General features: G+C 72.1%; 25 protein-coding genes. 13 read left to right on the top strand and 12 right to left on the bottom strand.

Going from position 1 to position 22792, the window contains the following annotated elements; all coding sequences use genetic code 11:
• Positions 1-15: 15 nt before the first annotated feature.
• The 4 genes from ACFV9D_RS12700 to ACFV9D_RS12685 form a co-directional block, all read right to left on the bottom strand.
• Positions 16-351: a trypco2 family protein gene (locus tag ACFV9D_RS12700; RefSeq protein WP_385144599.1), complete on the bottom strand. Its 336-nt coding sequence runs from the start codon at positions 349-351 to the stop codon at positions 16-18.
• 82 nt (positions 352-433) lie between these two features.
• The gene (gene otsB, locus ACFV9D_RS12695) at positions 434-1282 is read right to left on the bottom strand and encodes a trehalose-phosphatase (protein ID WP_385144597.1); all 849 of its coding nucleotides are present in this window, start codon (positions 1280-1282) and stop codon (positions 434-436) included.
• A 102-nt stretch (positions 1283-1384) separates the two neighbouring features.
• Positions 1385-1639 (bottom strand): DUF3263 domain-containing protein, encoded by a 255-nt coding sequence (locus tag ACFV9D_RS12690; RefSeq protein ID WP_385144595.1) that lies wholly within the window; start codon positions 1637-1639, stop codon positions 1385-1387.
• Between the two features lie 10 nt (positions 1640-1649).
• Positions 1650-2921, bottom strand: coding sequence for an ABC transporter substrate-binding protein (locus tag ACFV9D_RS12685; protein WP_385144593.1), 1272 nt, complete (start codon positions 2919-2921; stop codon positions 1650-1652).
• Between the two features lie 185 nt (positions 2922-3106).
• Between ACFV9D_RS12685 and ACFV9D_RS12680 the strand changes: the two genes are divergently transcribed.
• From ACFV9D_RS12680 to ACFV9D_RS12670, 3 genes are all read left to right on the top strand, one after another.
• Positions 3107-4078, top strand: a complete 972-nt coding sequence (locus tag ACFV9D_RS12680; RefSeq protein WP_385144591.1) for an ROK family protein — start codon at positions 3107-3109, stop codon at positions 4076-4078.
• Positions 4078-5262, top strand: a complete 1185-nt coding sequence (gene nagA, locus ACFV9D_RS12675; protein ID WP_385144589.1) for an N-acetylglucosamine-6-phosphate deacetylase — start codon at positions 4078-4080, stop codon at positions 5260-5262. Before ACFV9D_RS12680 ends, nagA begins: the two co-directional genes overlap by 1 nt.
• A gap of 124 nt (positions 5263-5386) precedes the next feature.
• On the top strand, positions 5387-6313 hold the full coding sequence (locus ACFV9D_RS12670) for a 1-phosphofructokinase family hexose kinase (RefSeq protein ID WP_385144925.1): 927 nt from the start codon (positions 5387-5389) through the stop codon (positions 6311-6313).
• A gap of 60 nt (positions 6314-6373) precedes the next feature.
• On the opposite strand, the gene ACFV9D_RS12665 is transcribed toward ACFV9D_RS12670, so the two are convergent.
• Together ACFV9D_RS12665 and cdgB are read right to left on the bottom strand one after the other, a co-directional pair.
• Complete coding sequence (locus ACFV9D_RS12665) at positions 6374-7342, bottom strand: CBM35 domain-containing protein (RefSeq protein WP_385144587.1); 969 nt, start codon at positions 7340-7342, stop codon at positions 6374-6376.
• Between the two features lie 143 nt (positions 7343-7485).
• On the bottom strand, positions 7486-9108 hold the full coding sequence (gene cdgB / locus ACFV9D_RS12660; protein WP_385144585.1) for a diguanylate cyclase CdgB: 1623 nt from the start codon (positions 9106-9108) through the stop codon (positions 7486-7488).
• A 327-nt stretch (positions 9109-9435) separates the two neighbouring features.
• On the opposite strand from cdgB, the gene ACFV9D_RS12655 reads away from it, so the two are divergent.
• A complete protein-coding gene (locus ACFV9D_RS12655) occupies positions 9436-9999 on the top strand; it encodes a flavin reductase family protein (protein ID WP_385144583.1) in 564 nt (187 codons plus the stop codon).
• 20 nt (positions 10000-10019) lie between these two features.
• Here the strand turns inward: ACFV9D_RS12655 and arfB are convergent, their stop codons facing one another.
• A complete protein-coding gene (arfB, locus tag ACFV9D_RS12650) occupies positions 10020-10457 on the bottom strand; it encodes an alternative ribosome rescue aminoacyl-tRNA hydrolase ArfB (protein ID WP_385144581.1) in 438 nt (145 codons plus the stop codon).
• Positions 10458-10584: 127 nt separating this feature from the next.
• On the opposite strand from arfB, the gene ACFV9D_RS12645 reads away from it, so the two are divergent.
• Positions 10585-11160 carry a TerD family protein gene (locus ACFV9D_RS12645; RefSeq protein WP_385144579.1) on the top strand — a complete coding sequence of 192 codons (576 nt, stop codon included), beginning with the start codon at positions 10585-10587 and terminating at the stop codon, positions 11158-11160.
• Positions 11161-11300: 140 nt separating this feature from the next.
• Here the strand turns inward: ACFV9D_RS12645 and ACFV9D_RS12640 are convergent, their stop codons facing one another.
• A complete protein-coding gene (locus tag ACFV9D_RS12640; protein WP_385144577.1) occupies positions 11301-12719 on the bottom strand; it encodes a M1 family metallopeptidase in 1419 nt (472 codons plus the stop codon).
• Positions 12720-12823: 104 nt separating this feature from the next.
• On the bottom strand, positions 12824-13363 hold the full coding sequence (locus ACFV9D_RS12635) for a heme-binding protein (RefSeq protein ID WP_385144575.1): 540 nt from the start codon (positions 13361-13363) through the stop codon (positions 12824-12826).
• A 260-nt stretch (positions 13364-13623) separates the two neighbouring features.
• Between ACFV9D_RS12635 and ACFV9D_RS12630 the strand changes: the two genes are divergently transcribed.
• The 4 genes from ACFV9D_RS12630 (at position 13624) to ACFV9D_RS12615 (ending at position 17286) form a co-directional block, all read left to right on the top strand.
• Positions 13624-14739, top strand: a complete 1116-nt coding sequence (locus ACFV9D_RS12630) for a sensor histidine kinase (protein WP_385144923.1) — start codon at positions 13624-13626, stop codon at positions 14737-14739.
• The gene (locus ACFV9D_RS12625) at positions 14736-15362 is read left to right on the top strand and encodes a response regulator (protein ID WP_385144573.1); all 627 of its coding nucleotides are present in this window, start codon (positions 14736-14738) and stop codon (positions 15360-15362) included. Before ACFV9D_RS12630 ends, ACFV9D_RS12625 begins: the two co-directional genes overlap by 4 nt.
• Positions 15363-15437: 75 nt before the next feature.
• Positions 15438-16679 (top strand): FAD-dependent monooxygenase, encoded by a 1242-nt coding sequence (locus ACFV9D_RS12620; protein WP_385144921.1) that lies wholly within the window; start codon positions 15438-15440, stop codon positions 16677-16679.
• 106 nt (positions 16680-16785) lie between these two features.
• Positions 16786-17286 carry a hypothetical protein gene (locus ACFV9D_RS12615; protein WP_385144571.1) on the top strand — a complete coding sequence of 167 codons (501 nt, stop codon included), beginning with the start codon at positions 16786-16788 and terminating at the stop codon, positions 17284-17286.
• A 55-nt stretch (positions 17287-17341) separates the two neighbouring features.
• Here ACFV9D_RS12615 and ACFV9D_RS12610 read toward each other — a convergent pair whose 3' ends face one another.
• Complete coding sequence (locus ACFV9D_RS12610; protein ID WP_385144569.1) at positions 17342-18007, bottom strand: pentapeptide repeat-containing protein; 666 nt, start codon at positions 18005-18007, stop codon at positions 17342-17344.
• Positions 18008-18104: 97 nt separating this feature from the next.
• On the opposite strand from ACFV9D_RS12610, the gene ACFV9D_RS12605 reads away from it, so the two are divergent.
• From ACFV9D_RS12605 to ACFV9D_RS12590, 4 genes are all read left to right on the top strand, one after another.
• Complete coding sequence (locus tag ACFV9D_RS12605; protein WP_385144567.1) at positions 18105-19283, top strand: NAD(P)-binding protein; 1179 nt, start codon at positions 18105-18107, stop codon at positions 19281-19283.
• A 52-nt stretch (positions 19284-19335) separates the two neighbouring features.
• Positions 19336-20334, top strand: coding sequence for a zinc-binding dehydrogenase (locus tag ACFV9D_RS12600; protein ID WP_385144565.1), 999 nt, complete (start codon positions 19336-19338; stop codon positions 20332-20334).
• An 83-nt stretch (positions 20335-20417) separates the two neighbouring features.
• Entirely contained in the window at positions 20418-20816 is a 399-nt protein-coding gene (locus ACFV9D_RS12595) for a VOC family protein (RefSeq protein ID WP_385144563.1), read from the top strand.
• Positions 20817-20856: 40 nt separating this feature from the next.
• Positions 20857-21174 (top strand): hypothetical protein, encoded by a 318-nt coding sequence (locus ACFV9D_RS12590; RefSeq protein WP_385144561.1) that lies wholly within the window; start codon positions 20857-20859, stop codon positions 21172-21174.
• 64 nt (positions 21175-21238) lie between these two features.
• On the opposite strand, the gene ACFV9D_RS12585 is transcribed toward ACFV9D_RS12590, so the two are convergent.
• Together ACFV9D_RS12585 and ACFV9D_RS12580 are read right to left on the bottom strand one after the other, a co-directional pair.
• The gene (locus tag ACFV9D_RS12585; RefSeq protein ID WP_385144559.1) at positions 21239-21715 is read right to left on the bottom strand and encodes a GNAT family N-acetyltransferase; all 477 of its coding nucleotides are present in this window, start codon (positions 21713-21715) and stop codon (positions 21239-21241) included.
• Between the two features lie 132 nt (positions 21716-21847).
• A complete protein-coding gene (locus ACFV9D_RS12580; RefSeq protein WP_385144557.1) occupies positions 21848-22771 on the bottom strand; it encodes an RNA polymerase sigma-70 factor in 924 nt (307 codons plus the stop codon).
• Positions 22772-22792: the final 21 nt, after the last annotated feature.

Below are 22792 nucleotides of genomic sequence, written 5' to 3'. Positions count from 1 at the left end.
CGAGGCCGGTCCGCGTCACGCCCAGTCGGTGTCGCCGATCTCCAGGTCTCCCCCGCCGGCCGCTCCGCCGCCGGCGCCACCCGACCGCGGGTGGAGCGTGATCTGGAGGCGGTGCGTCGTGCTGTTCGCGTGCTCCCGCTTGCCGTCGGCGCCGACCACCCCGAAGCGCAGGGCGCCGCCTCCCCCGGTGGTACGGGTCAGCTGGACGGCGAACTCGACGGTGACCTCGCCGACGCGGAAGCGGATGTCGGATCCGTCGGCGGCGCGTTGCGCGGACGCCAGCTGGTCCCGCAGCAGCCCCACGGCGTCGGAGAGGTCGAGCCAAGCGCCGTCGGCCACGTCGTCCGCCACTGCAACCCCCGTCGTCCGCCACATCACGTCCGCCACATCACTGCCGCCACAGGGTGCCACCGCCGCACGACGGCCGAGCCCCTTAGCCGGAATGTGGCCGAATACGCTCCGCCAAGGCCGAAAGGAACCCCACCACCGCCCCCGGCCCCGGGACCGACAGGTCGGCGCGTTCGGCGAGTTCCGTGACCTCGGTGGAGCCGCTGCAGACCAGCAGGCCCGGGGTGCCGTTCGAGCGGAGTTTCTCCACCGCCGCGAAGGCGGGGAGGTCGCCCAGGTCGTCGCCCGCGTACAGCACGGAACCGGCGCCCACCTCCCGTACGTACTCCGCCAGGGCCACCCCCTTGTCCATGCCCGGCGGGCGCAGCTCGAGGACCATGCGGCCCGGTTCCAGGACCAGGCCGTGGCGGGCGGCCAGGTCGGAGAGGGGGGCCTTGAGGGCCTCGAAGGCCGCCTGGGGGTCGGTGGAGCGGCGGGTGTGGACGGCGACCGCGCGGCCCTTCTCCTCGATCCAGGTGCCCGGCCAGGCGCCGACGCTGTCCAGGAAGCCGGGGAGTTCGGCGCGGACGGACGCCACGCCGGGGTGGATGGCGGAGGCCTGGACGGTGCCGGTGACCGCGTCCCAGCGCTCCGCGCCGTAGTGGCCGAGGACGACGAGGTGTTCCAGGCCGGGGACGCCGGCGAAGCCGCCGTAGCGGACCGCGACCCCGGCCGGGCGGCCGGTCACCACCGCGATGGAGGCGACTTCGGGGGCGAGGGCGGTGAGCGCGGCCACGGCGCCGGGGTGGGCGCGGGCCTGTTCGGGGTCGGGGACGATCTCGGCGAGCGTCCCGTCGAAGTCGAGGGCGACGACGGCCTTGTCCGGCCGCGCGAGAAGCGCGGCCAGGCCGTCGCGGCCTGCGGGTGTGGTCGGGTGCGGAAGGCTGCTGACCATACGACGACCCTACCGACGCGGACCCGGCGGCGCTGCCCCTTGGCATCGCTGCCCGAGAGCGGCGGTGCTCCTCGACCGCTGCGCCCCTGGCGACGCCGCCCCTCAGCGGCGCTGCTCCTTCTCCGCACGGACCCGGCGCAGCCGGTTGACGGTCACCGGGTCGTGTTCCAGGGCCCGCGGGTCGTCGAGGAGCGCGTTGAGGAGCTGGTAGTAGCGCGTCGCGGACAGGCCGAGCTGTTCGCGGACGGCCCGCTCCTTGGCGCCCGGACCGGGCCAGGAGCGGCGCTCCAGGGCGAGCACGGCGCGTTCGCGTTCGCCGAGGCCGAGGGCGCCGCCCAGTTCCTCATCGTTGGTCATACGACCCAACTTATTCCGCGCTCTCCGCCTCCGTCGCCTCGCGTGCGAGCTTCCCCAGCACCTCGGCGGGCTTCTGCCCCGGAGTGACGGCCTTGCCGATGTTCTGCTTGATGTTCTCGCTGACCTGGGCCCAGGACGTCTTGCCGACCGGCGGGAGCTGGGAGTTCGGCAGCTCCTTGAGGAACTCGCGGAGGTTCTTGTGCTCCTCCTCGCTCTGCATCCGGGAGTACGCGCTGACCGTCACCGGCAGCAGGTCGTTGCCGCCCGCGAACTTCAGCACGTTCTCGTCGCTGAAGACGAAGTCGAGGAACTCGCCGATCTCCTTGCGGTGGCCGTTCTGCTTGAACCCCATGATCCAGTCGGCGACGCCCATGGACGCCTTGGCCTTGCCGTTCACGCCCGGCAGCGCGACCTTGCCGACCTTGACGCCCTTCTTCTCCGCCTCCTGCATGAGCGAGGGGTGCCCGTTGAGCATGCCGACCTCGCCGCGCGAGAACGCGGCGAAGGCGTCCTTGCGGTTGAGCTTGGCGGGGGCGACGGGGCCGGTGAGCTCCTTCTCGACCAGGTTCTTCTTCAGCCAGTCGAAGGTCTGGATGTTCTGGTCGGAGTCGATGCGGTAGCGGTCGGTGGCGTCGGTGTAGCCGTCGCCACCGCTGAGCAGCCACATCATCGTCTCGGCCTGCGCCTCCTCGGGGCCGAGCGGCAGCGCGAAGGGGTAGGGGACGTCGTCGTCCTTCAGCTTCCGGGCGGCGGCGGCCAGCTCCGCCCAGGTCTTCGGCGCCTCGGTGATCCCGGCCCGGTCGAAGAGCTCCTGGTTGAAGAAGAGCAGCCGGGTGGAGGCGGCGAACGGCAGACCGTACTGGGTGCGCTTGGTCTCGCCTGCGGACTTGAGCGGGGCGAGGAAGTTCGCCTGGACGGGGATGGAGAGCAGCTCGTCGGCGGAGTAGAGCTCACCGGCCGCGGCGTAGTCGGCGTAGGCGCCGATCTGGGCGATGTCGGGGGCCTGGTCGGCCTTGACCATCTCGGCGACCTTGCGGTCGACGTCGTTCCAGGACTCGATCTGGACCTCGACCTGCACGCCGGGGTGGGTGGCCTCGTAGGCGGCGGTGAGTTCGTCCCAGTACTTCTTGGTGGTGTCGCCGCCGGTGAGGTCGTAGTCGGCGGCGACGAGCTCGAGGGTCACGCCGTCGTTGTCGGCGCCGGTCAGGCCGCAGCCGGAGAGACCCGCGGTCAGGCCCAGCGCGGCGATCGTCGCGGTCAGTCCAAGGAATCGCCGCTGCACAGCGTTGCCCCACCCTCTTGCTCGTCGTTGAGCTGTGATTTTCACAGGAGAGGAAGCATAAGGTCTACACCACTCGGGTATCGCTTCGGGATCGCGCGCACCACCCGCGGGCCATTTGTATGACCGCGCAACAATATCGTCCAGTGGACTAGACCTTTCGGGCCGTGACACGCGAGACTGTCCCCGTGAGACACGTCATCGCCCTCGATGTGGGCGGCACCGGCATGAAGGCCGCCCTCGTCGGGGCGGACGGCACCCTGCTCCACGAGGCACGGCGCGCGACCGGGCGCGAGCGCGGCCCCGAGGCCGTCGTCGAGACGATCCTCGACTTCGCCGCCGAGCTGCGCGCCTACGGTCTGGAGCGGTACGGGCAGCCCGCCGCGGCCGCCGGCGTCGCCGTCCCCGGCATCGTCGACGCCGCGAACGGCATCGCCGCCTACTCCGCCAACCTCGGCTGGCGCGACGTACCGATGCGCGCCCTGCTCAGCGAACGCCTCGACGGCATCCCCGTGGCCCTCGGTCACGACGTCCGCACCGGCGGCCTCGCCGAGGGCCGCATCGGCGCCGGGAACGGCGCCGACCGCTTCCTCTTCGTGCCCCTGGGCACCGGGATCGCCGGCGCCATCGGCATCGGCGGAGCCATCGAGGCGGGCGCCCACGGCTACGCCGGCGAGATCGGCCACATCGTGGTCCGCCCGGGTGGCGCCGAGTGCGGCTGCGGCCAGCGCGGCTGCCTGGAGCGGTACGCCTCCGCCTCCGCCGTCTCCCTCGCCTGGGCCGCCGCCTCCGGCGACCCGGACGCCGACGCCGCCGACTGCGCCAAGGCCGTCGAGTCCGGGGACGCCCGGGCCGTCCAGGTCTGGCAGGACGCCGTCGACGCCCTCGCGGACGGCCTGGTCACCGCGCTCACCCTGCTGGACCCCCGCACGCTCATCATCGGTGGCGGTCTCGCCGAGGCCGGGGAAACCTTGTTCACACCACTGAGGGCCGCGGTGGAGGAACGCGTGACGTTCCAGAAGCTGCCCGCCGTCGTCCCGGCGGCCCTCGGAGACACCGCCGGATGCCTGGGCGCGGGCCTCCTCGCCTGGGACCTGCTCGCCGAGCGACCGACCGCACCCCACGCCCACAACGAGCCCGACTCGGAGGTATCCGCCTGATGGCCGATCGCACAGTTCTCGCCGGAGCCCGCGTGGTGCTGCCGACCGGCATCGTCGAGAACGGACGGGTGATCGTCGACGGCGGTCGCATCGCGGATGGGGGCACCTCCCTGCTCGAGCGCAGCCGAGAGCTTGGGGGAGCGCCCTCCGACGCACCCTCGCTCGACCTCACCGGCCACTGGGTCGTCCCCGGCTTCGTCGACATGCACAACCACGGCGGCGGCGGAGCCTCCTTCACCTCCGGCACCGTCGAGGACATCCTCACCGGCGTCCACACCCACCGGCTGCACGGCACCACCACCGTCGTCGCCTCGTTCGTCACCGGCGAGCTGGACTTCCTGAGCACGCGCGCCGGTCTGCTCTCCGAGCTGGCCGAGCAGGGCGACATCGCCGGCATCCACTTCGAGGGGCCGTTCATCTCCCCGTGCCGCAAGGGCGCCCACGACGAGACCCTGCTGCGCGACCCCGATCCGGCCGACGTCCGCAAGCTCATCGACGCCGCCCGCGGGCAGGCCAGGATGGTCACCCTCGCGACCGAGCTGCCCGGTGGCATCGACTCCGTACGCCTGCTCGCCGAACACGGCGTGATCGCCGCGATCGGCCACACCGACGCGACGTACGAGCAGACCGTCGAGGCCATCGACGCGGGCGCCACCGTCGCCACCCACCTCTACAACGCGATGCCCGGCCTCGGCCACCGCGCCCCCGGCCCGATCGCCGCGCTCCTGGAGGACGAGCGCATCACCGTCGAGCTGATCAACGACGGCACCCATCTGCACCCGGCCTCGCTGGAGCTGGCGTTCCATCACGCGGGGCCGCGGCGCGTCGCGTTCATCACGGACGCGATGGACGCGGCGGGCTTCGGTGACGGCCTCTACTCGCTCGGCCCGCTGGCCGTCGAGGTGAAGGACGGCGTCGCGCGGCTCGTCGAGGGCGGCTCCATCGCGGGCTCGACCCTCACCCTGGACCGCGCGTTCAAGCGGGCGGCGACGATCGACAAGCTGCCCGTCGAGTCGGTCGTGCAGGCCATCTCCGCCAACCCGGCGCGGGTGCTCGGCATCGACGACAAGGTCGGTTCGCTGGAGCCCGGCAAGGACGCCGATCTGGTCGTCCTCGACGAGAACTTCGACGTCAAGGGCGTGATGCGCAAGGGCGCCTGGGTGGTTGAGCCCCAAGTGGCCTGATTTCGAGGGACTCCCTGCACGGCGGTTGGTCCGGGGGCTGGGCCAACCGCCGCCTGTTTGGCATGATCGGGGCGCGTTCTACGGCTGTTCCATGATCTTTCGACGGCGTACGGGGGTACGGCAGGTGATTCTCACGGTCACCCTCAACACGGCACTGGACCTCACCTACCGCGTCCCCGCCCTCACCCCGCACGCCTCCCACCGCGTCACCCAGGTGATCGAACGCCCCGGCGGCAAGGGCCTCAACGTCGCCCGCGTCCTCGCCGCCCTCGGGTACGAGACGGTCGTCACCGGTTTCGCGGGCGGCCCGACCGGCGAGGTCCTGCGCGCCCACCTCGCCGAGCTGCCGCTCACCGACGCGCTCGTCCCGACGACCGGGACCACCCGCCGTACCGTCGCGGTCGTCGACACCACGACCGGCGACACCACCCAGCTCAACGAGCCCGGCCCCACGCTCACCCCGGCCGAGTGGTCCGGGTTCACCGCGCGCTACACCGAGCTGCTCGCCGGCGCCGAGGCGGTGGCCCTGTGCGGCAGCCTGCCGCCCGGTATCCATGTCGGCGCGTACGCGGAGCTGATCCGGATCGCCCGCGGCGCCGGCGTCCCGGTCCTGCTCGACACCAGCGGCGAACCCCTGCGGCGCGGCATCGCGGCCCGCCCCGACGTGGTCAAGCCGAACGCGGACGAGCTCGCCCAGCTCACCGGCTCCCGGGAACCGCACCGCGCCACGCGCGACGCCCGGCGCCGGGGCGCCCACGCGGTCGTCTCCTCGCTCGGCCCGGAGGGGATGCTCGCCGCCACCCCGGACGGCCTCTGGCGCGCCGCCCCGCCGGCCGCGGTGCGGGGCAACCCGACCGGCGCCGGCGACTCGGCGGTCGCGGGCCTGCTGTCCGGGCTGACCGACGGGCTCCCGTGGCCGGACCGGCTGACCCGCGCGGTCGCCCTGTCGGCGGCCACGGTGCTCTCACCGGTCGCGGGCGAGTTCGACCGGTCGGCGTACGAGGAGCTGCTCACCCGGGTGAAGGTGACGGAGCAGGCCGAGGCGGCATAGCCGGCACGGCGAAGGCCCCGCGGAAACCTGTTCCACGGGGCCCTGCCGAAGCCGTACCGATCAGAGGTTGCTGATCTTCACCCAGTCGAAGATCACGTCGCACTGGTTCCCCGCCGCGCAGGAGAGCATGATCGTGTTCTGACCCTTCTCGAGCGAGACCTGGGACCAGGTGGTCTGCCAGTTCTTCTCGGGGTTCGGGTCCGAGGAGCCGATGAAGTTCTTCAGATTCATCGGCTTGGTGTTCGCCTTGCCGTTGACGGTCACGGTGGCGTTGGCGTCCTTGGCGGGGATCGCGTACCGGACTTCCATCTTGTAATTGCCGGCCTCGGGCACCTCTGTCTGCCAGGTCACGGACGAGCCGACCGCGTTGAATCCGGTCACGTACAGGCCGTCCTGGCCCTCCGCGCCCTTGATGTCCTTGGCGAGCAGCGCGGTGCCCCCGAGCTTGAGCGTCGCCGCGTCCTGCTGCGGCAGCGCGGCCGGGGTCTCCTCGGCGCTGGGCTTGGTGGAGGGGGTCTCCTGGACCTGCGTGGACCCACCGGTCGGCTTGCCGCCCGCGGTGCCACCGTCGGTGTTGTCACCACCGCTGTTGCTGATGACGGCGGCGGTGATACCGATCACGACGACCGCGACGACCGCGATCGCGCCGATCAGCAGCCCCTTGGTGTTGGGTCCGCGACCGCCGCCGCCACCGCGCTGGTGCGGGATCGGCGCCTGCCGGGTCCGCTCGCCACCGGGGTACGTCTCGGGCGCGGCGTACTGCGGGTTCGGCTGGCCGTACGCGGGCTGGTGCGGGACCTGCCCGTGCGGCTGGCCGTACTGCTGCTGGCCGCCGTACTGGCGCTCCCCGACGGTCCTGACCTGGTTGTACGAGGTTCTGGGGACACCCGGCTGCGCGGCCGGTCCGGGGTAGCCGTAGCCACCGGCCTGCCCCGGCGGCTGGGCGCCTGCCGCCTGGCCGTCCGCGTACAGGTAGCCGAACGGATCGTCGTCCTCGGGCGTGTTCGCGCCGTCGTTACCGGCAGCCATCCCTGGTCACTCCTATCCATGCTCGCCAGCCGTCGCCGACCGGCCGAGCCTACCCCGAACGGGCCACCCGCCGATCCGTCCCTTGACCGAGCGGGAGGTGACCCACGGGTAACGGGGGGCGTACGGAACGGGCGCGAAACGGGTCATCCGGCGCGGCGGTGGATCTTCGCCCGGGACCGCTTCTCTATGTACATCCGCTGGTCGGCGGAGTTCAGGACCTCTTCGACGGTCATGCCGCACTCGGCCCAGCCGATGCCGAAACTCGCCCCGACCCTGACCGCCCGTCCGTCGACCCGGATCGGCGGAATGATCGCGTTGCGCAGCCGTACGGCCAGGTCGGCGGCGTCGGCCGCGCCGAGGCCGTCGGCGAGGACGACGAATTCGTCACCCCCGAGCCGGGCGACGGTGTCCCCGTCCCGTACGCCGGTGGTGAGCCGCCGGGCGACCTCGATGAGGACGGCGTCGCCGGTGTGGTGCCCGAAGCGGTCGTTGATCGACTTGAAGCCGTCGAGGTCGCAGAAGAGGACGGCGAGCCCCTTCGTCCCGTCGTCGACCTCGCCCCCGGCGGGCGCGACGGTGTGGACGTGGTGGTCGTACGGTCCGCCGGCGCCGGGACCGGCGTCGAAGCCGAAGTTGTGCTCGTGCCCGTACGGGGCGTCGTAGTCGCTCTCCGGTGTGGCGTGCGGGCGCTCGCAGAGCCGGGCGCTGAGCCGGGAGCGCAGTTCGGCGCTGTTGGGCAGGCCGGTGAGGGCGTCGTGCGAGGCACGGTGGGCCAGCTGGAGCTCGTGGCGCTTGCGCTCCTCGATGTCCTCGACGTGGGTCAGGAGGAAGCGGGGGCCGTCGGCGGTGTCGGCGACGACGGAGTTGCGCAGGGAGACCCAGACGTAGGTGCCGTCGCGGCGGCCGAGGCGGAGCTCGGCGCGGCCGCCCTCGGCTGAGGTGCGGAGGAGTGTCCCTATGTCCTCGGGGTGGACGAGGTCGGCGAAGGAGTAGCGGCGCATCGCGGAGGCGGGGCGGCCGAGGAGGCGGCAGAGCGCGTCGTTGGTGCGCAGGAGGCGGCCGTGCTGGTCGCCGCCCATCTCGGCGATGGCCATGCCGGAGGGGGCGTACTCGAAGGCCTGCCGGAAGGACTCTTCGCTGGCGCGCAGGGCCTGCTGCTCGCGTTCGAGGCGGACGAGGGCGCGCTGCATGTTTGCTCGGAGCCGGGCGTTGCTGATCGCAATCGCCGACTGGGAGGCATACATCTGCAGGGCCTCCTGGCCCCAGGGGCCGGGGTGGCGTCCGTTGCGCGGGCGGTCGACGGAGATCACTCCGAGGAGTTCGCGGCCGGAACCGGAGGCGTACATGGGGGCATAGAGGCGGTCGTGGGGGTGCCACTCGTCCTCGAAGCGGGGGGCGGGGCCCTCGGTGTGCCACTGCGGGACGTCGTCCTCGATGAGGACCCAGCCCTCGGTGTGCGGGATGAACCGCAGGTCACCCCAGGCGACGCCCATGGTGAGGCGGCGCTCCCAGGACTCGCGGGAGCCGACGCGGCCGGTGATCAGCGCTTCGGCGGCGGGGCTGCCGGCGAAGGCGGCGACGACGAGGTCGCCGTCGGGGCGCACGAGGTTGACGCAGGCCAGCTCATAGTTGAGGCCGGCGACGATGCCGTCGGCGACGGTCTGCAGGGTGTCCGCCAGACTGCGGGCTGTATTGAGGTCTGCCACGACCTGATGCAGCTGCCGCAGGGTCGCAAGACGGACGTACGGCTCCGACTCGGTCTCCATCGCTCGCTCTCCCCGAGACCTCGACAGCAACTCCAGGGTTCTCATCGGCTCTCGTGCTGCATTGTCCTTGCCACTGAATCACAGCGAGCTGTGCACCCGGTACACAGGGTCAACAAATACTGCCCCTTGTGACTCAAGTCACAACAGGTGATGAAGCGTTGCAGGGGGTGCCGGAAAGCGCTCCCGTTCTTTCTTGAACGCAAAGAGAACGGTGCGGTACGGCTCCGGGAGCGGCGTCCGATGCGGAGGTCCTAGGTCCGGCGAGGGGGACCGGAGTGGTCCCAGGGCCCGATGCCGGGGGCGCGGGGCGCGGCTAGCGTGCGGGGTGTGCTGACGACGACCCCCGCCCCGCCCCCCGCCTCGGATCTGGCGATCCCTCATGCTGAGGGGGTGAGCAACGACGAGTTCCGGGCGGCGATGTCCCGCCTCGCGGCGGGTGTGGTGCTGGTGACGGCCCACGACCCCGACGACGGTCCGCGCGGAGAGGACGTCGGCATGACGGCGACCGCCTTCATGTCCGTCTCCCTCGACCCGCCGCTGGTGCTCGTCAGCCTCCGCAACGGCTCCCGCATGGACGACCTGCTGGCGGAGGTCCCGGTCTGGGCGGTCTCGGTCCTCTCCGAGAGCCAGCGTCACATCGCTGGCCGCTTCGCGATGAAGGGCCGGGTGAGCGACCGTCTCCTCTTCGCGGACGTCCCCTACACCCGTGGCGAGGAGAGCGGCGCCCCGCTCGTGGGCGGCGCGCTGGCGACCCTCGAGTGCCGCACGGAGAACCGCGTGGTGGCCGGCGACCACACCCTGGTCGTGGCCCGTGTCCTGACGGCGTCGTTCCCGTCCTCCGACGGCGCGCCGTTGACGTACTTCAGGGGCAAGTACCGCCGCCTGGGCTGACGCTCACACAGGGGCGGGGCCTAGCCCCAGTCGCGCCCCTGCCGCCCCCGCTTCGTCTCCGAGCGCTGCTTCTTGACCCGCAGGCGGCGCTCGTTGATCCCCCTCGGGATCTTCGTCGCCCGGCGCGGCTTCGGCGGTGGCGCCGTCGCCTCCGCGAGCAGCGCCGCGAGGCGGACCGCCGCCGTCTCCCGGTTGCGCCACTGCGAGCGGTGCTCCGACGCGCGGACGGTCACCACCCCGCCGACCATGCGCGACGCAAGGCGTTCGAGCGCGCGCGCCTTCCAGACCTCCGGCAGCGCCTCCGTCGACGCCAGGTCGAAGCGGAGCTCCACCTGCGAGTCGCTGGTGTTGACGTGCTGCCCGCCCGGCCCCGACGACCGCGAGAAACGCCACATGAGCTCGGCCTCGGGGAGCGAGACGGAGCCGCGGATGAAATACGGACCGGACATGCCATCCATGTTCCCCGGAGCGGCTCCCACCCGTCATCCTGTTTTCGCACCGGTCCCGCACCGTGGAACCGGCAGGGCGCCGTCCGCGTTATCCCGTGTGACGACATCACGAAGGTCACGAAGAAAGGCACTTCCCATGGCTGTAAGCCTCTCCAAGGGCGGCAACGTCTCCCTGACCAAGGAGGCCCCGGGCCTCACCGCCGTCACCGTGGGCCTCGGCTGGGACGTCCGTACGACCACCGGCACCGACTTCGACCTCGACGCCTCCGCCATCGGCGTCGACGGCGCCGGCAAGGTGGCCTCCGACGCGCACTTCGTCTTCTTCAACAACAAGGCCACCCCGGACCAGACCATCGTCCACACCGGTGACAACCGCACCGGCGAGGGCGGCGGCGACGACGAGCAGATCAACGTCAACCTCGCCGCGCTGCCCCCGAACGTCGACAAGATCGTCTTCCCGGTCTCCATCTACGACGCGGTCAACCGCTCGCAGAACTTCGGCCAGGTCCGCAACGCGTACATCCGCATCCTCAACCAGGCCGGCGGCAGCGAGATCGCCCGCTACGACCTCTCCGAGGACGCCGCCGTCGAGACCGCGATGGTCTTCGGCGAGCTGTACCGCAACGGCGCGGAGTGGAAGTTCCGCGCGGTCGGCCAGGGTTACGCCTCCGGCCTCGAGGGCATCGCCCGCGACTTCGGCGTCAACCTCTGAGACGCCGACCGCCGAGACGCGACCTCTGAGAGGCGAACGCTGAGAGGCGACCGTTGAGAGGCGACCGTTGAGACGTCGCCTCTGACGTACGGAACACCAGGAGAGCCCCGGCGCGACGACCGCGCCGGGGCTCTTCCCCGCTAACCCGAGCTCTTCGGCCGCCCGTCCCCGTACAGCCACACGTCCCACACCTCGTCGAGGTCCTCGCCCGCCACCTCGTCCACATACGCGGTGAAGTCGTCGGTGGAGGCGTTCCCATGACGGTGTTCCGCCGCCCAGCCGGTCAGGATCTCGTGGAAGGTGTCGTCGCCGACCTGCTGCCGGATCTTGTGCAGCACCATCGCGCCCCGCTGGTACACCGGCGGGTCGAAGAGGTTCTCCGCCGCCGGCGGTTCGGCGGGCGGGAAGGCCCAGTTGGCGTCGACGGCGAAGGCCGCCTCGAAGTTCACCTGCGCCGGAACGGACTCGAAGTCCTCCGCGTACAGCCACTCCGCGTACACCGCGAAGCCCTCGTTCAGCCACATGTCCTGCCAGGTCGCGGGCGTCACCGAGTTGCCGTACCACTGGTGCGCCAGCTCGTGCACGAGGATCTCGGGGGTCAGGGAGTCCTCGGGGAAGACGGGCCTGGTCTGGGTCTCCAGCGCGTAGCCGGCGTCGCCGGTCCGCTCGACGATCGCACCGGTGGCGGAGAACGGGTACGGCCCGAAGTTCTCCTCCTGCCAGGCGAGGAGTTCGGGGATCCGGTCGAGCAGCGGGGCGCTCTTCTCGGCGACGGACGGGTCGGCGGCGGTGAGCACGGGCAGCCCGGAGGGGGTGGCCGACACCTTCGTCTCGTACCGCCCGACGCCCACGGTCGCGAGGTAGCTCGCCATCGGCTCGGCGGAGTGCCAGACGGAGGTGGTCCGGCCGTTCGCGGTCCGCTCGGACGTCCGTACGCCGTTGGAGATCCCCTGCGTCCCCTGCGGCACGGTGAGGGTGATGTCGTACGTCGCCTTGTCGGACGGGTGGTGGTTGCCGGGGAACCAGGTCATCGAGCCGACCGGTTCGCCCAGCGCGACCGCCCCGTCCTGGGTCCTGAGCCAGCCCTCCCGCGAGCCGTCCGCGTCGGTGATCGTCTCGGGCACCCCCGAGTACGCGATCGTCGTACGGAAGACCGCGCCCTTGTCGATGTCCTCGTGCGGCCGGATCGTCAGCTCGTTCCCGGCCCGGTTCACGGCGGCCGGTTCGCCGTCGACGGAGGCGGAGGCGACGGTGAGGCCGGCGAGGTCGAGGTTGAAGGCGCTGAGGTCCTGGCCGGCACGGGCCGTGATCATGGCGGTGGCGTCGAGCCGACCGCTCCGCGGGTCGTAGGCGAGGTCGAGCGCGTAGTGCGTGACGTCGTAGCCGCCGTTGCCGAGCTTGGGGAAGAACGGGTCGCGCAGCCCCGCCGCGCCGGGGGTGCCGCGCACCCCGCCGACGTCCACACCGACGCCCCCGCCGTCCTCGCCACCGCCGGTGCAGCCGGCGAGGACGAGCAGCGCGGCGACGGCGGCCAGGGCGGCTCGGCTGCGTACATCCACTTGCCGATCTTAGGCAGGGGTACGGGATCGGTGCCGCCCGGCGGGGGTCCGGGCGGCACCGAGTCCTGATCGCGGGACGTGCTCGGCGAGCGCACGCAGGGGTGTTACTGGGCGAGCGCCGCGACACCCGCCTGCGCGAACTTCTCGTCCAGGGCGCCGCTCGGCGCACCGGCGACACCGATGCCGGCGATCGGCGCACCCTTGACGGTCACCGGGGCGCCGCCGGCGAGGAACAGGGTGCCGGGGATGTCCTTCAGGTTCGGGGCCTGGGCGAGGCGCTCCGCGAGCACGGAGGTCGGGGCGTTCCAGGAGACCGCGGTGAACGCCTTGCGCTCGGCGGACTCGTAGGACTGCGGGCCCGCACCGTCGCCGCGCAGGGTCACGATGGTGTTGCCGTTGCGGTCCACGACGGCGACCGTGACGCGCTGGTTCTCGTCCTCGGCGGCGTCCAGGGTGGCCTGCGCGGCCTTGGTGGCGGCCTCGATCGTCAGGTGCGTGGTCTGCTGGAGGTTCTTGTCCGTCGCGTCGGCCTTGGCGGCGACGGCGGGAGCGGCGGCCGGGGCGGAGGCGTTCGCGGAGACGGCCCCGAAGGTACCGGCGGCGACGGCGACGGTGGCGGCACCGAAGAGGATCTTCTTCTTCATGGAGGGCTCCTTGAGGCTTCTGAGGCTGTGGCGGTGGGCGAGGCGTGTCGTTCGTTCGCTCTGCCATCGATCCTCCGGCCGTTTCCGGGCCCGTACGGTCCACGGACCGGCTGCCCCCGTCGCGCATGATGGACGACGGGGCTGTCAGCCGATCGGTTGATGCCCCCGTGGTCCTCCCGGGCCAGGATGGGTACGTATCCCCAGGTCAGAGGAGGCGCGCAGTGGAGCAGGACCCGGACGCCCGCTGGCTGGCGCGGGTCATGCACGTCGCCTTCTTCCTCCTCCTCGGCGCGTCCCTGGCCCGCTTCCTGCTGCGCCACCCCTGGGAGGACCGCAGCCCCTGGATCGTCGCCCTCTCCGGCGCCCTCGCCGCCCTGTACCTCCTGGGGCCCGTCCTCGGCACCCGCGCCACCCCCCGCCGGATCGCCTGGCTGTTCACGGTCGTCGCGGTCTGGATGGTCCTGGTGGTCCTCGCGCCGAGCTTCGCCTGGTGCGCGGTCCCGCTCTTCTACACCGGCCTGCGCACCCTCCGGCCCCGGGCCGCCCTCGTCCTGGTCACCCTCCTCACCGCCTTCGTCGTCACCGCGCAGGCCCAGCTCTCGGACGACGGCTTCGACCCCAACCTCGTCGTCGCCCCGCCGGCCGTCGCCGCGATCGCCACCGCCGTCTTCATCCACGCGCAACGCCAGGCGGACCGCCAGCGGGCGCTGATCGACGACCTGATCCGCACCCGGCGCGAACTGGCCGCGACCGAGCGCCGCGAGGGCACCCTCGCGGAGCGCCAGCGGCTCTCCATGGAGATCCACGACACCCTCGCCCAGGGTCTGTCCAGCCAGCAGATGCTGCTCCAGGCGGCCGAACGCACCTGGGACAGCGACCCGTCGACCGCCCGCCGCCATGTCCGTACGGCCGAGTCCATCGCCGACCGCAACCTCGCCGAGGCCCGCCGCTTCGTCCACGACCTCGCCCCGGCCGACCTCGCCGAGGGCGGCGGCCTGGAGGAGGCGCTGCGCACCCTCGCGGGCCGCGAGTCCGCCGCGTTCCGCGTCGACGGCGCCCCGGTCCCGCTGCCCGAACGCGTGCAGTCGGCGCTGCTGCGCATCGCACAGGGCGCGCTCGCCAACGTCCGCGAGCACGCCGCCGCCGGCTCAGCCGCCCTGACCCTGACGTACCTCGACGACCAGGTCGTCCTCGACATCGCCGACGACGGCCGCGGCTTCGACGCCGGGGCCGCCCGCCGCAGCGGCGTCCGCGGCCACGGCCTGCCCGCGATGCGGGTGCGGGCCGAGCAGCTCGGCGGCACACTCACCGTGGAGTCCACGCCCGGCGAGGGGACGGTGCTGTCCGTCGCCATCCCTCTGGAGGTCCCCTCGTGACGGTACGGATCCTGCTCTGCGACGATCACGCCGTCGTCCGCGCCGGGCTGCTCGCCCTGCTCGGCAGCGCCCCCGACATCGAGGTCGTCGGCGAGGCCGGCAGCGGCGAGGAGGCGGTCGCGATGGCCGCCAAACTGCGCCCGGACGTCGTCCTGATGGACCTTCAGCTCGGCCCCGGCATCGACGGCGTCGAGGCGACCCGCCGGATCGCGGGGGCGGGTTCCGGCGTGCACGTCCTGGTCCTCACCACGTACGACACGGACGCGGACGTCACCCGCGCCATCGAGGCCGGCGCGACCGGCTACCTCCTGAAGGCGGAGCGCCCCGAGGAGCTGTTCGCCGCGATCCACTCGGCCGCCCAGGGCCGTACGACCCTCTCCCCGCCAGTGGCCAGCCGGGTCATGGACCGGATGCGGGGAGCGGCCGGGCCCACCCTGACCGACCGCGAGCGGGACATCCTCGGCCAGCTCGCGCACGGCCTCGCCAACCGCGAGATCGCCCGCGCGCTCTTCATCAGCGAGGCGACCGTGAAGACCCACCTGGGCCGCATCTACGCCAAGCTCGGCGTGGACACACGTGCGGGCGCCGTCGCCGTGGCGAAGGAACAGCGCCTGCTCCCCTGACGCTGCTACTCTGCGTTGCCGATCCATCGCAGGGTGTCAGTTCGTCTCGTTTGAGTTCGTTGAGTGGGAGCGCACGTGAAGATCGCCTGCGTCGGCGGCGGGCCCGCCGGCCTGTACTTCTCGATCCTGATGAAGCGGCAGGACCCGTCCCACGACATCACCGTCTACGAACGGAACCCGGCCGGCTCCACATACGGCTGGGGCGTGACCTACTGGGCCGGGCTCCTGGACAAGCTGCGGGCCGGCGACCCGGAGTCGGCGCGCGCGATCGACGAGGCCTCCGTCCGGTGGACCGACGGCGTCGCCATCGTCCGCGACGAGCGGACCGTCCACCGCGGCGACGAGGGCTTCGGCATCGGCCGCCGCCGCATGCTCACCCTCCTCGCGGAGCGGGCCGAATCGCTCGGCGTGCGGGTCGCGTTCGAGCACGGGATCAGCGGCCCCGACGCCCCGGAACTGGCGGACGCCGACCTGGTCGTCGCGGCCGACGGGGTCAACAGCGTGCTGCGCGAGGCCCACGCCGCCCACTTCGGCGCCGAGGTCGCCACCGGCCGCAACCACTACATCTGGCTCGGCACCACCAAGGTCTTCGACTCCTTCAGCTTCGCCTTCAAGGAGACCGAGCACGGCTGGATCTGGTGCTACGCGTACGGCTTCAGCGGTGAGCAGTCCACGTGCGTCGTCGAGTGCTCGCCGGAGACCTGGCGGGGGCTCGGCCTGGACGGGATGTCCGAGGCGGACACCCTGAACGTCCTGGAGAAGATCTTCACCGACCTCCTGGACGGCCAGGCGCTGATCGGCCGGGCGCAGGACGACGAGGCCGCCGCGCAGTGGCTGAACTTCCGCACCCTGACCAACCGCGCCTGGCACCGCGGCAACCTCGTCCTGCTCGGCGACGCCGCCCACACCACGCACTACTCGATCGGCGCCGGCACCACCCTGGCCCTGGAGGACGCCCTCGCCCTCGCGGACGCCCTGCGGGACGGCGGGACCCGTGCCGGGGACCCCGCCGGCGACCTCGACTCCGCCCTGACCCGGTACGGGCGGCGGCGGCGCGCGGAGCTCCTGTCGGCCCAGAGCGCGGCCCGCTACAGCGCCCAGTGGTACGAGAACCTCCCCCGCTACATGCGCCTGGAGCCGCGCCAGATGTTCGCGCTCCTGGGCCAGCGCCACTCGCCCCTGCTCCCCCACGTCCCGCCGCAGCTCTACTACCGGATCGACCGGGTGGCCGAGCAGCTGGAACCCCTGCGCCGCTTCAAGCGCTGGCTGGGCCCCCGCATGGCCCGCGCCCTCCTCGCCGCCCGCACGCGCACCTGACGACGGGCCCCGCCCGCTCGGTGGTCCCGCCCGCGCGGTGGCCCCGGGCGGGCGACGGGGTCCCGGGCGGGCGACGGAGTCCCGGGCGCGTGGGACCATCGACGACGTGCTCGACATCGGCTACTCCCTCTCCCGTCGCTTCCCCGACCCCCCGCAGACCGACTACCGCCGCGCGGACGTCCGCGCCCTGCGCCACGACCTGTTCTGCGGGGACGTGTACCTCGCCGACCCCAAGGCCGACCGCGAGGTGTCCACAGCCTGGGGATGGGTGCCGGTCCTCGACTTCGCCTGGGCGCTGTGCGACATCGTCGAGCAGCTCGACCGCGACCCGCGCGGCAGCCGGTCCTCGAAGCCCCAGTACGCCGAGCTCGACTTCACCGAGTCCTCCGACGTCATGATCTTCGAGCGGCGCTTCGGCTGGGTGGACGTCGAGGCCGACTGGATGCCGGGCGACGAGCCCCCGCTCACCTTCAGCCATCGCGAACTGCGCCGCGAGGCCCGTGACTTCCTGCACGACCTGATCGCCGACCTCACCGACATGCACGAGGGCCTCGGCGACAACCCGGTGGTCTGGGACCTCCAGGCCCGCTTCCCCCGACTCGCGTAACCGGTACTCCGTAACCGGTACTTCGTCATCGGTACTCCGTAGCCGAGTCCGTACGTCAGTCCTCCACCCGCACCCCCAACTGCGCCGCGAACACCGGAGCCAGGTCCAGCAGCTGCGCCGTACTGATCACCGCGCCCGACAGGGCGTCCACCCCGCGCGCGATCTCCAGGCGCTCCACCGTCCGCAGATCCACGTCCTTCATCCGGGCCCCGCTGAAGTCCGCCCCCTTCAGCACACAGTCCCGGAACTCGACCCGTTCGAGCACCGCGCCCCCGAAGTCGGGCTCGTCGAGCACGCACCCCTCGAAGACGACGTCCTTCAGCTTCGCCGTCCGCAGATTGAGATAGTCGATCTTCCCGCCCCGGACGAGCACCCGCTCCAGGACCGCCCCGTGCAACTGCGTCCCCCCGAGGCGCGCGTCCACCACCTCCACGTCCCGCAGCGACGCCCCCGCCAGGTCCGTGCCCACGCCCCGTATCCCCCGCAGCACGGAGTCCAGCACCCGCGCCCCGGACAGCCGCGTCCCGTCCACCCCGCAGTCCCACACCCCACAGTCCAGGAACCGCGCCCCGCCCCCGTCCTGCCCGGTCAGATCGAGCCCCGCGAACTCCAGCCCGTCGTAGTCCCCGTCCGGCTCGAGCCCCCCGTCGTACGCGACGAGCGGCGGCAACCGCACCTCCGGCCGCCGCGCACCCGCCACCTTCTTCTTCCCTGTCGCCATGCCCCCATCGTGACGTACGCCACTGACAACGCCCCGATGTCACAAACCGCGCCCCCTCCCCCGTCCCCTCCGTAAGACCGACACGAGGGAGCACCACATGCAGCGCAGCAGGAAGCACATCACCGTCATCGGCGGCGGATTCGCCGGACTCACCGCCGCGATCACCGCCGCCGAGACCGGGGCCGCGGTCACCCTCCACGAGGCCCACCACACCCTCGGCGGCCGCGCCCGTACGGCCGAAGGCCCGTACCGCACCAACGAGGGCCCGCACGCGATCTACAACCGCGGCCCCCACTGGACCTGGCTCACGCAGCGCGATCTCCTCGGCCCGCTCGCGCCCCTGCCGCTGCGCGAAGCCGCCCGCTTCCGCTTCCACCACGCCGGAGCCCTGCGCCGCACCCCGCCCCTCGGTTTCCTCCGCCACACCCTCCGGACCGCCGAACAGGCCCCCGTCGACACCGACTTCCACACCTGGGCCACCCGCGTCGCCGGCCCCGAGGCCGCCCGCCAGGCCGCCGCGTACAGCGCAGTCGCCCTCTTCCACCACGACCCCGGCGCGCTCTCCGCCCGCTTCGTCCAGGAGCGGCTGCACCGGGCGGCCGCCGCGATGCCGCCCGAGGCGCACTACATCCGCGGCGGCTGGGGGCAGCTGATCGACCGCATGGCCTCGCGCGCGTGGGATCTCGGTGTACGGATCGAGATGTCGTCCCGGCTCGACGAGCTGCCGCTCGCCGACGGCCCGGTCGTCGTCGCGACCTCCCTCGCCGCGGCCGGCCGGCTCCTCGGCGACCCCGGCCTGACCTGGGAGAGCGGCCGCACCGTCCTGTTCGACCTGGCGCTGCGCACGCGCAAGGGCGACCCGTTCGTCGTCTCGGACCTCGACGCACCCGGCTGGATCGAGCGCTTCACCGCCCAGGACCCCTCCCTCGCCCCGGCCGGCGAGCAACTGATCCAGGCCCAGCTCCCCATCGGACCGGACGCCTCCAAGGCCGACGGCGTCGCCCACGCCGAGCGCCTGCTCGACCTCGGCTTCCCCGGCTGGCGCGAGCGCACGGTGTGGCGCCGCGAGGCCGTCTGCGCCGGCCGTACGGGAGCGCTGGACCGCCCCGGCACCACCTGGCGCGACCGCCCCGCGATCGACCGCGGCGACGGCGTCTACCTCGCGGGCGACCAGGTCGCCGCGCCCGGAGTGCTGTCGGAGGTGTCGTTCACGAGCGCCGTCGAGGCGGTCTCGCTGGCGCTGCGCACGAAGAGGCTTGACCTCAAGTCCGCTTGAGGTCGGAGGCTGGTGCCCGTAACCCACCGACCGACATTTCGGGGAGTCCGCCATGCACGCCATCCGCCTCCACGCCTTCGGCCCCGCCGAGAACCTCACCTACGAGGAGACCGCTGACCCCGTCCCCGGCCCCGGTCAGGTACGGATCGCCGTCACCGCAGCCGGCGTCCACCTCCTCGACACCGCCCTGCGCATGGGCCGGACCGGGCCGTTCCCCGCCCCCGCCGAGCTCCCCACGATCCCCGGCCGCGAAGTCGCCGGCACCGTGGACGCGCTCGGCGAGGGCACCGACCCGACCTGGCTCGGCAAGCGCGTCGTCGCCCACCTGGGCCTGGCCCCCGGGGGCTACGCCGAACTCGCCGTCGTCGACACCACCAGGCTCCACGCCCTGCCCGACACCCTCGGCGACGCCGAAGCCGTCGCCATGATCGGCACCGGCCGCACCACCCTCGGCATCCTCCAGTTCACCGACCTGGGCCCCGACTCCATCGCCGTCGTCCCGGCCGCCGCCGGCGGCATCGGCACCCTCCTCGTCCAGTACGCCAAGAACGCCGGCGCCACCGTCATCGGCCTCGCCGGCGGCCCCGAGAAGGTCGCCCTCGTACGGGAGAACGGCGCCGACCTCGCCGTCGACTACAAGCTCCCGGACTGGCCGGAGAAGGTCCGTACGTTCCTCGACGGGCGGACCGCCACCGTCGTCTTCGACTCGGTCGGCGGCGACACCGGCCGCGCCGCCGTCGACCTCCTCGGCAAGGGTGGCCACCACGTCGTCTTCGGCTGGTCCGGCAAGGGTCCCCACGACGGCGAACCGCTCACCTTCACCGCCGAGGAACTCGCCACCCGCGGCATCACCTCAGAGAGCGTCCTCGGCCCCGTCATGATCCAGAAGGCGGGCGGCGACGTCCGCAACCTCGAACTCGCCTCCCTCGCCGCAGCCGCCGCAGGCACCCTCCGCCCCGCCGTCCACCGCTTCCCCCTCGCCGACGCGGCAACGGCCCACCACGCCCTGGAGACCCGGGGCACGATCGGCAAGGTGGTCCTGATCCCCTAGGACCCGGCGAACCGTGTGCCATACACGGACTACCGCGCGGCGTAGAATCGGAGGGCAGAGTGCGCCGTGAGGAGGTGACGTCGATGCCTGAAGCCCCTGGAATCGGGCACCTCACTCTGACAGTGAGCGACGTGAAACGAAGCGCGGACTTCTACAACCGCCTGTTTGACACCCAGACAGTTCTCGATGTGGAAGACGAGTTCGGCCCCTTCACGGCCGTCGCCTCCCCCGCCTTCGTCCTTGGTTTCCGCAACCACGGGACGACGTCCCAGGCGGACGTCTTCGACCCGACACGGGTCGGCCTGGACCACGTCGCCTTCCACGTCGCCGACCGGGCCGCGCTGGAGGCCTGGGAGTCCCGGCTGGACGAGCAGGACATCACCCACTCCGCCGTCGTCGAGGACCCGGCCGGGCTCCATCTCAACTTCAAGGACCCGGACAACATCGCGCTGGAGTTCTACCTCCCGGCCCCGCAGGCCTGACGCCCACGTCCCCCGACGGGGGCTGACCCCAGGTAGGGCGATGGCAGACGAGGAGGACCGCATGTACGTCGTGGCCCAGCACAAGATAGTGAATCCGGAAACAGCGTTTCCCCGCGGCCAGGCCCTCATCGACGGCACCGGAGCGCCCGACGGCACCCGGGTGCTGCAGTTCTACCCGCACGTCGAAGGATCCGCGGTGACGTGCCTCTGGGAGACGAAGTCCGTCGAAGACGTCCAGCGCTACGTCGACACGACCCTGGGGGACTCGAGCATCAACGTCTGCTACGAGGTCGACTCGGAGAAGGCATTCGCCGACCGTCCACAGGGACTGAGGCCGTCGTCGGCTCCCGTCACCTGAGAGGAGCCTGCCCGGACCCGGTGAAGGCGGAGGCGGGCAAGGCCCCGCGCCCGCCGGCACGTCCCTACCCCCGCGCCCCCAACGACTCGAGCGCCTCGTCGGTCAACCGGTACACCGACCACTCGTCCTGCGGCCTCGCCCCCAGCGACTTGTAGAAGTTGATCGACGGGGTGTTCCAGTCCAACACCGACCACTCCAGACGCCCGTACCCCCGCTCCACACAGATCCGCGCCAACTCCCGCAGCAACGCCTTCCCGTACCCGCCACCCCGGCACGCCGGCCGCACGTACAGGTCCTCCAGGTAGATCCCGTGCACCCCTCGCCACGTCGAGAAGTTCAGGAACCACAGCGCGAAGCCCACCACCTCGCCCTCGTCCGACTCCGCGATGTGCGCGAACGCCGCCGGACGCTCCCCGAACAGCGCCTCGCGCAGCTGCTCCTCCGTCGCACGGGCCTCGTCCAAGGCCTTCTCGTACGCGGCGAGCTCACGGACCATCGCGTGGATCGCGGGGACATCGGCAGGTGTGGCAGTACGAATCATGCCCCCAGCCTGCACCCGATCACCCCGCCCGGGCCAGCAGCACCCGTGCGACGAGCACCTGCTCCCCGCCCAGCGCGGACTCCCCGTCCGCAGGACCGGCGACGCCACCCCGTACATCGAAGGCCCCCGCGATCAGTGCGCCTGACGGCGCACCTGCTTCACCTCGTCGTGGGTGGCCCACGCGTCCGCCACCGGCCCCAAGTGGCCGAGCTTGTCGGGATTGCTCACGGACCGGACCGCCTGGATCCGCCCGTCGAGCACATCGAGGACCATCGCCTGCAGGATCCCGCCGTCCCGGTCACGAAGGATCGCGCCCGGCTGGCCGTTGACCTCGGACGGCTCCAACGTCACATCGACCCGGATCAACCACGGGAAGAACGCACCCAACAGCCGCGCCACGTTCTCCGCACCCACAACCGTCCTGGCCAACTGCGGAGTCTTGCCGCCGCCGTCCCCGACCAGCTGCACATCCGCGGCCAACAGATCCTGCAGCCCGCCCACATCGCCGTCCCTCAACGCGTCGAAGAACCGCGTCGCCAACTCCTGCCGCTCCCGCCGGTCCGCGTCGAACCGCGGCCGCCCCGCCTCCATGTGCCGCCGCGCCCGCACCAGCAACTGCCGGCACGCCGCCTCCGAACGCCCCACCGCCGAGGCGACCTCGTCGAACCCGAAGCCGAACACCTCCCGCAGCAGAAACACCGCCCGCTCCAACGGACTCAGCCGCTCCAACAGCAACAGCGCCGCCATCGACACCGAGTCGGCCAGCTCCACCGACCGCGCCGGATCCTCGTACGGATCACTCAGCAACGGCTCGGGAAACCACGGCCCCACGTACTCCTCCCGCCGCACCCGCGCCGAACGCAGCACATCGATCGAGATCCGGGTCACCGCGGCCGACAGAAAGGCCTTGGTCGACGTGGGCACGGTCCCCGAGCCGTCGAAGCGCAGCCACGTCTCCTGCACCGCGTCCTCGGCCTCACTCACACTGCCCAGAATCCGGTACGCGATCGAGAACAGCAGCGGCCGCAGCTCCTCGAACTCCTCGACCTTGCTCACGCCGACCCCCCTCTTCCCCGA

Source organism: Streptomyces sp. NPDC059875, assembly GCF_042731085.1.
In the GTDB taxonomy this organism is placed as follows: Bacteria; Actinomycetota; Actinomycetes; order Streptomycetales; family Streptomycetaceae; genus Streptomyces.
The sequence above is the reverse complement of the archived record's forward strand: the minus strand, read 5'-3'. Positions and strand labels throughout refer to the sequence as shown.

Coding starts and splice junctions, on each gene's coding strand:
- ACFV9D_RS12595 (WP_385144563.1), top strand. CDS start 20,418: ATGCCTGAAGCCCCTGGAATCGGGCACCTCACTCTGACAGTGAGCGAC.
- ACFV9D_RS12610 (WP_385144569.1), bottom strand. CDS start 18,007: ATGGCGACAGGGAAGAAGAAGGTGGCGGGTGCGCGGCGGCCGGAGGTG.
- ACFV9D_RS12645 (WP_385144579.1), top strand. CDS start 10,585: ATGGCTGTAAGCCTCTCCAAGGGCGGCAACGTCTCCCTGACCAAGGAG.
- nagA (WP_385144589.1), top strand. CDS start 4,078: ATGGCCGATCGCACAGTTCTCGCCGGAGCCCGCGTGGTGCTGCCGACC.
- ACFV9D_RS12635 (WP_385144575.1), bottom strand. CDS start 13,363: ATGAAGAAGAAGATCCTCTTCGGTGCCGCCACCGTCGCCGTCGCCGCC.
- cdgB (WP_385144585.1), bottom strand. CDS start 9,108: ATGGAGACCGAGTCGGAGCCGTACGTCCGTCTTGCGACCCTGCGGCAG.
- otsB (WP_385144597.1), bottom strand. CDS start 1,282: ATGGTCAGCAGCCTTCCGCACCCGACCACACCCGCAGGCCGCGACGGC.
- ACFV9D_RS12630 (WP_385144923.1), top strand. CDS start 13,624: ATGCACGTCGCCTTCTTCCTCCTCCTCGGCGCGTCCCTGGCCCGCTTC.
- ACFV9D_RS12665 (WP_385144587.1), bottom strand. CDS start 7,342: ATGGCTGCCGGTAACGACGGCGCGAACACGCCCGAGGACGACGATCCG.
- ACFV9D_RS12590 (WP_385144561.1), top strand. CDS start 20,857: ATGGCAGACGAGGAGGACCGCATGTACGTCGTGGCCCAGCACAAGATA.
- arfB (WP_385144581.1), bottom strand. CDS start 10,457: ATGGATGGCATGTCCGGTCCGTATTTCATCCGCGGCTCCGTCTCGCTC.
- ACFV9D_RS12605 (WP_385144567.1), top strand. CDS start 18,105: ATGCAGCGCAGCAGGAAGCACATCACCGTCATCGGCGGCGGATTCGCC.
- ACFV9D_RS12585 (WP_385144559.1), bottom strand. CDS start 21,715: ATGATTCGTACTGCCACACCTGCCGATGTCCCCGCGATCCACGCGATG.
- ACFV9D_RS12690 (WP_385144595.1), bottom strand. CDS start 1,639: ATGACCAACGATGAGGAACTGGGCGGCGCCCTCGGCCTCGGCGAACGC.
- ACFV9D_RS12600 (WP_385144565.1), top strand. CDS start 19,336: ATGCACGCCATCCGCCTCCACGCCTTCGGCCCCGCCGAGAACCTCACC.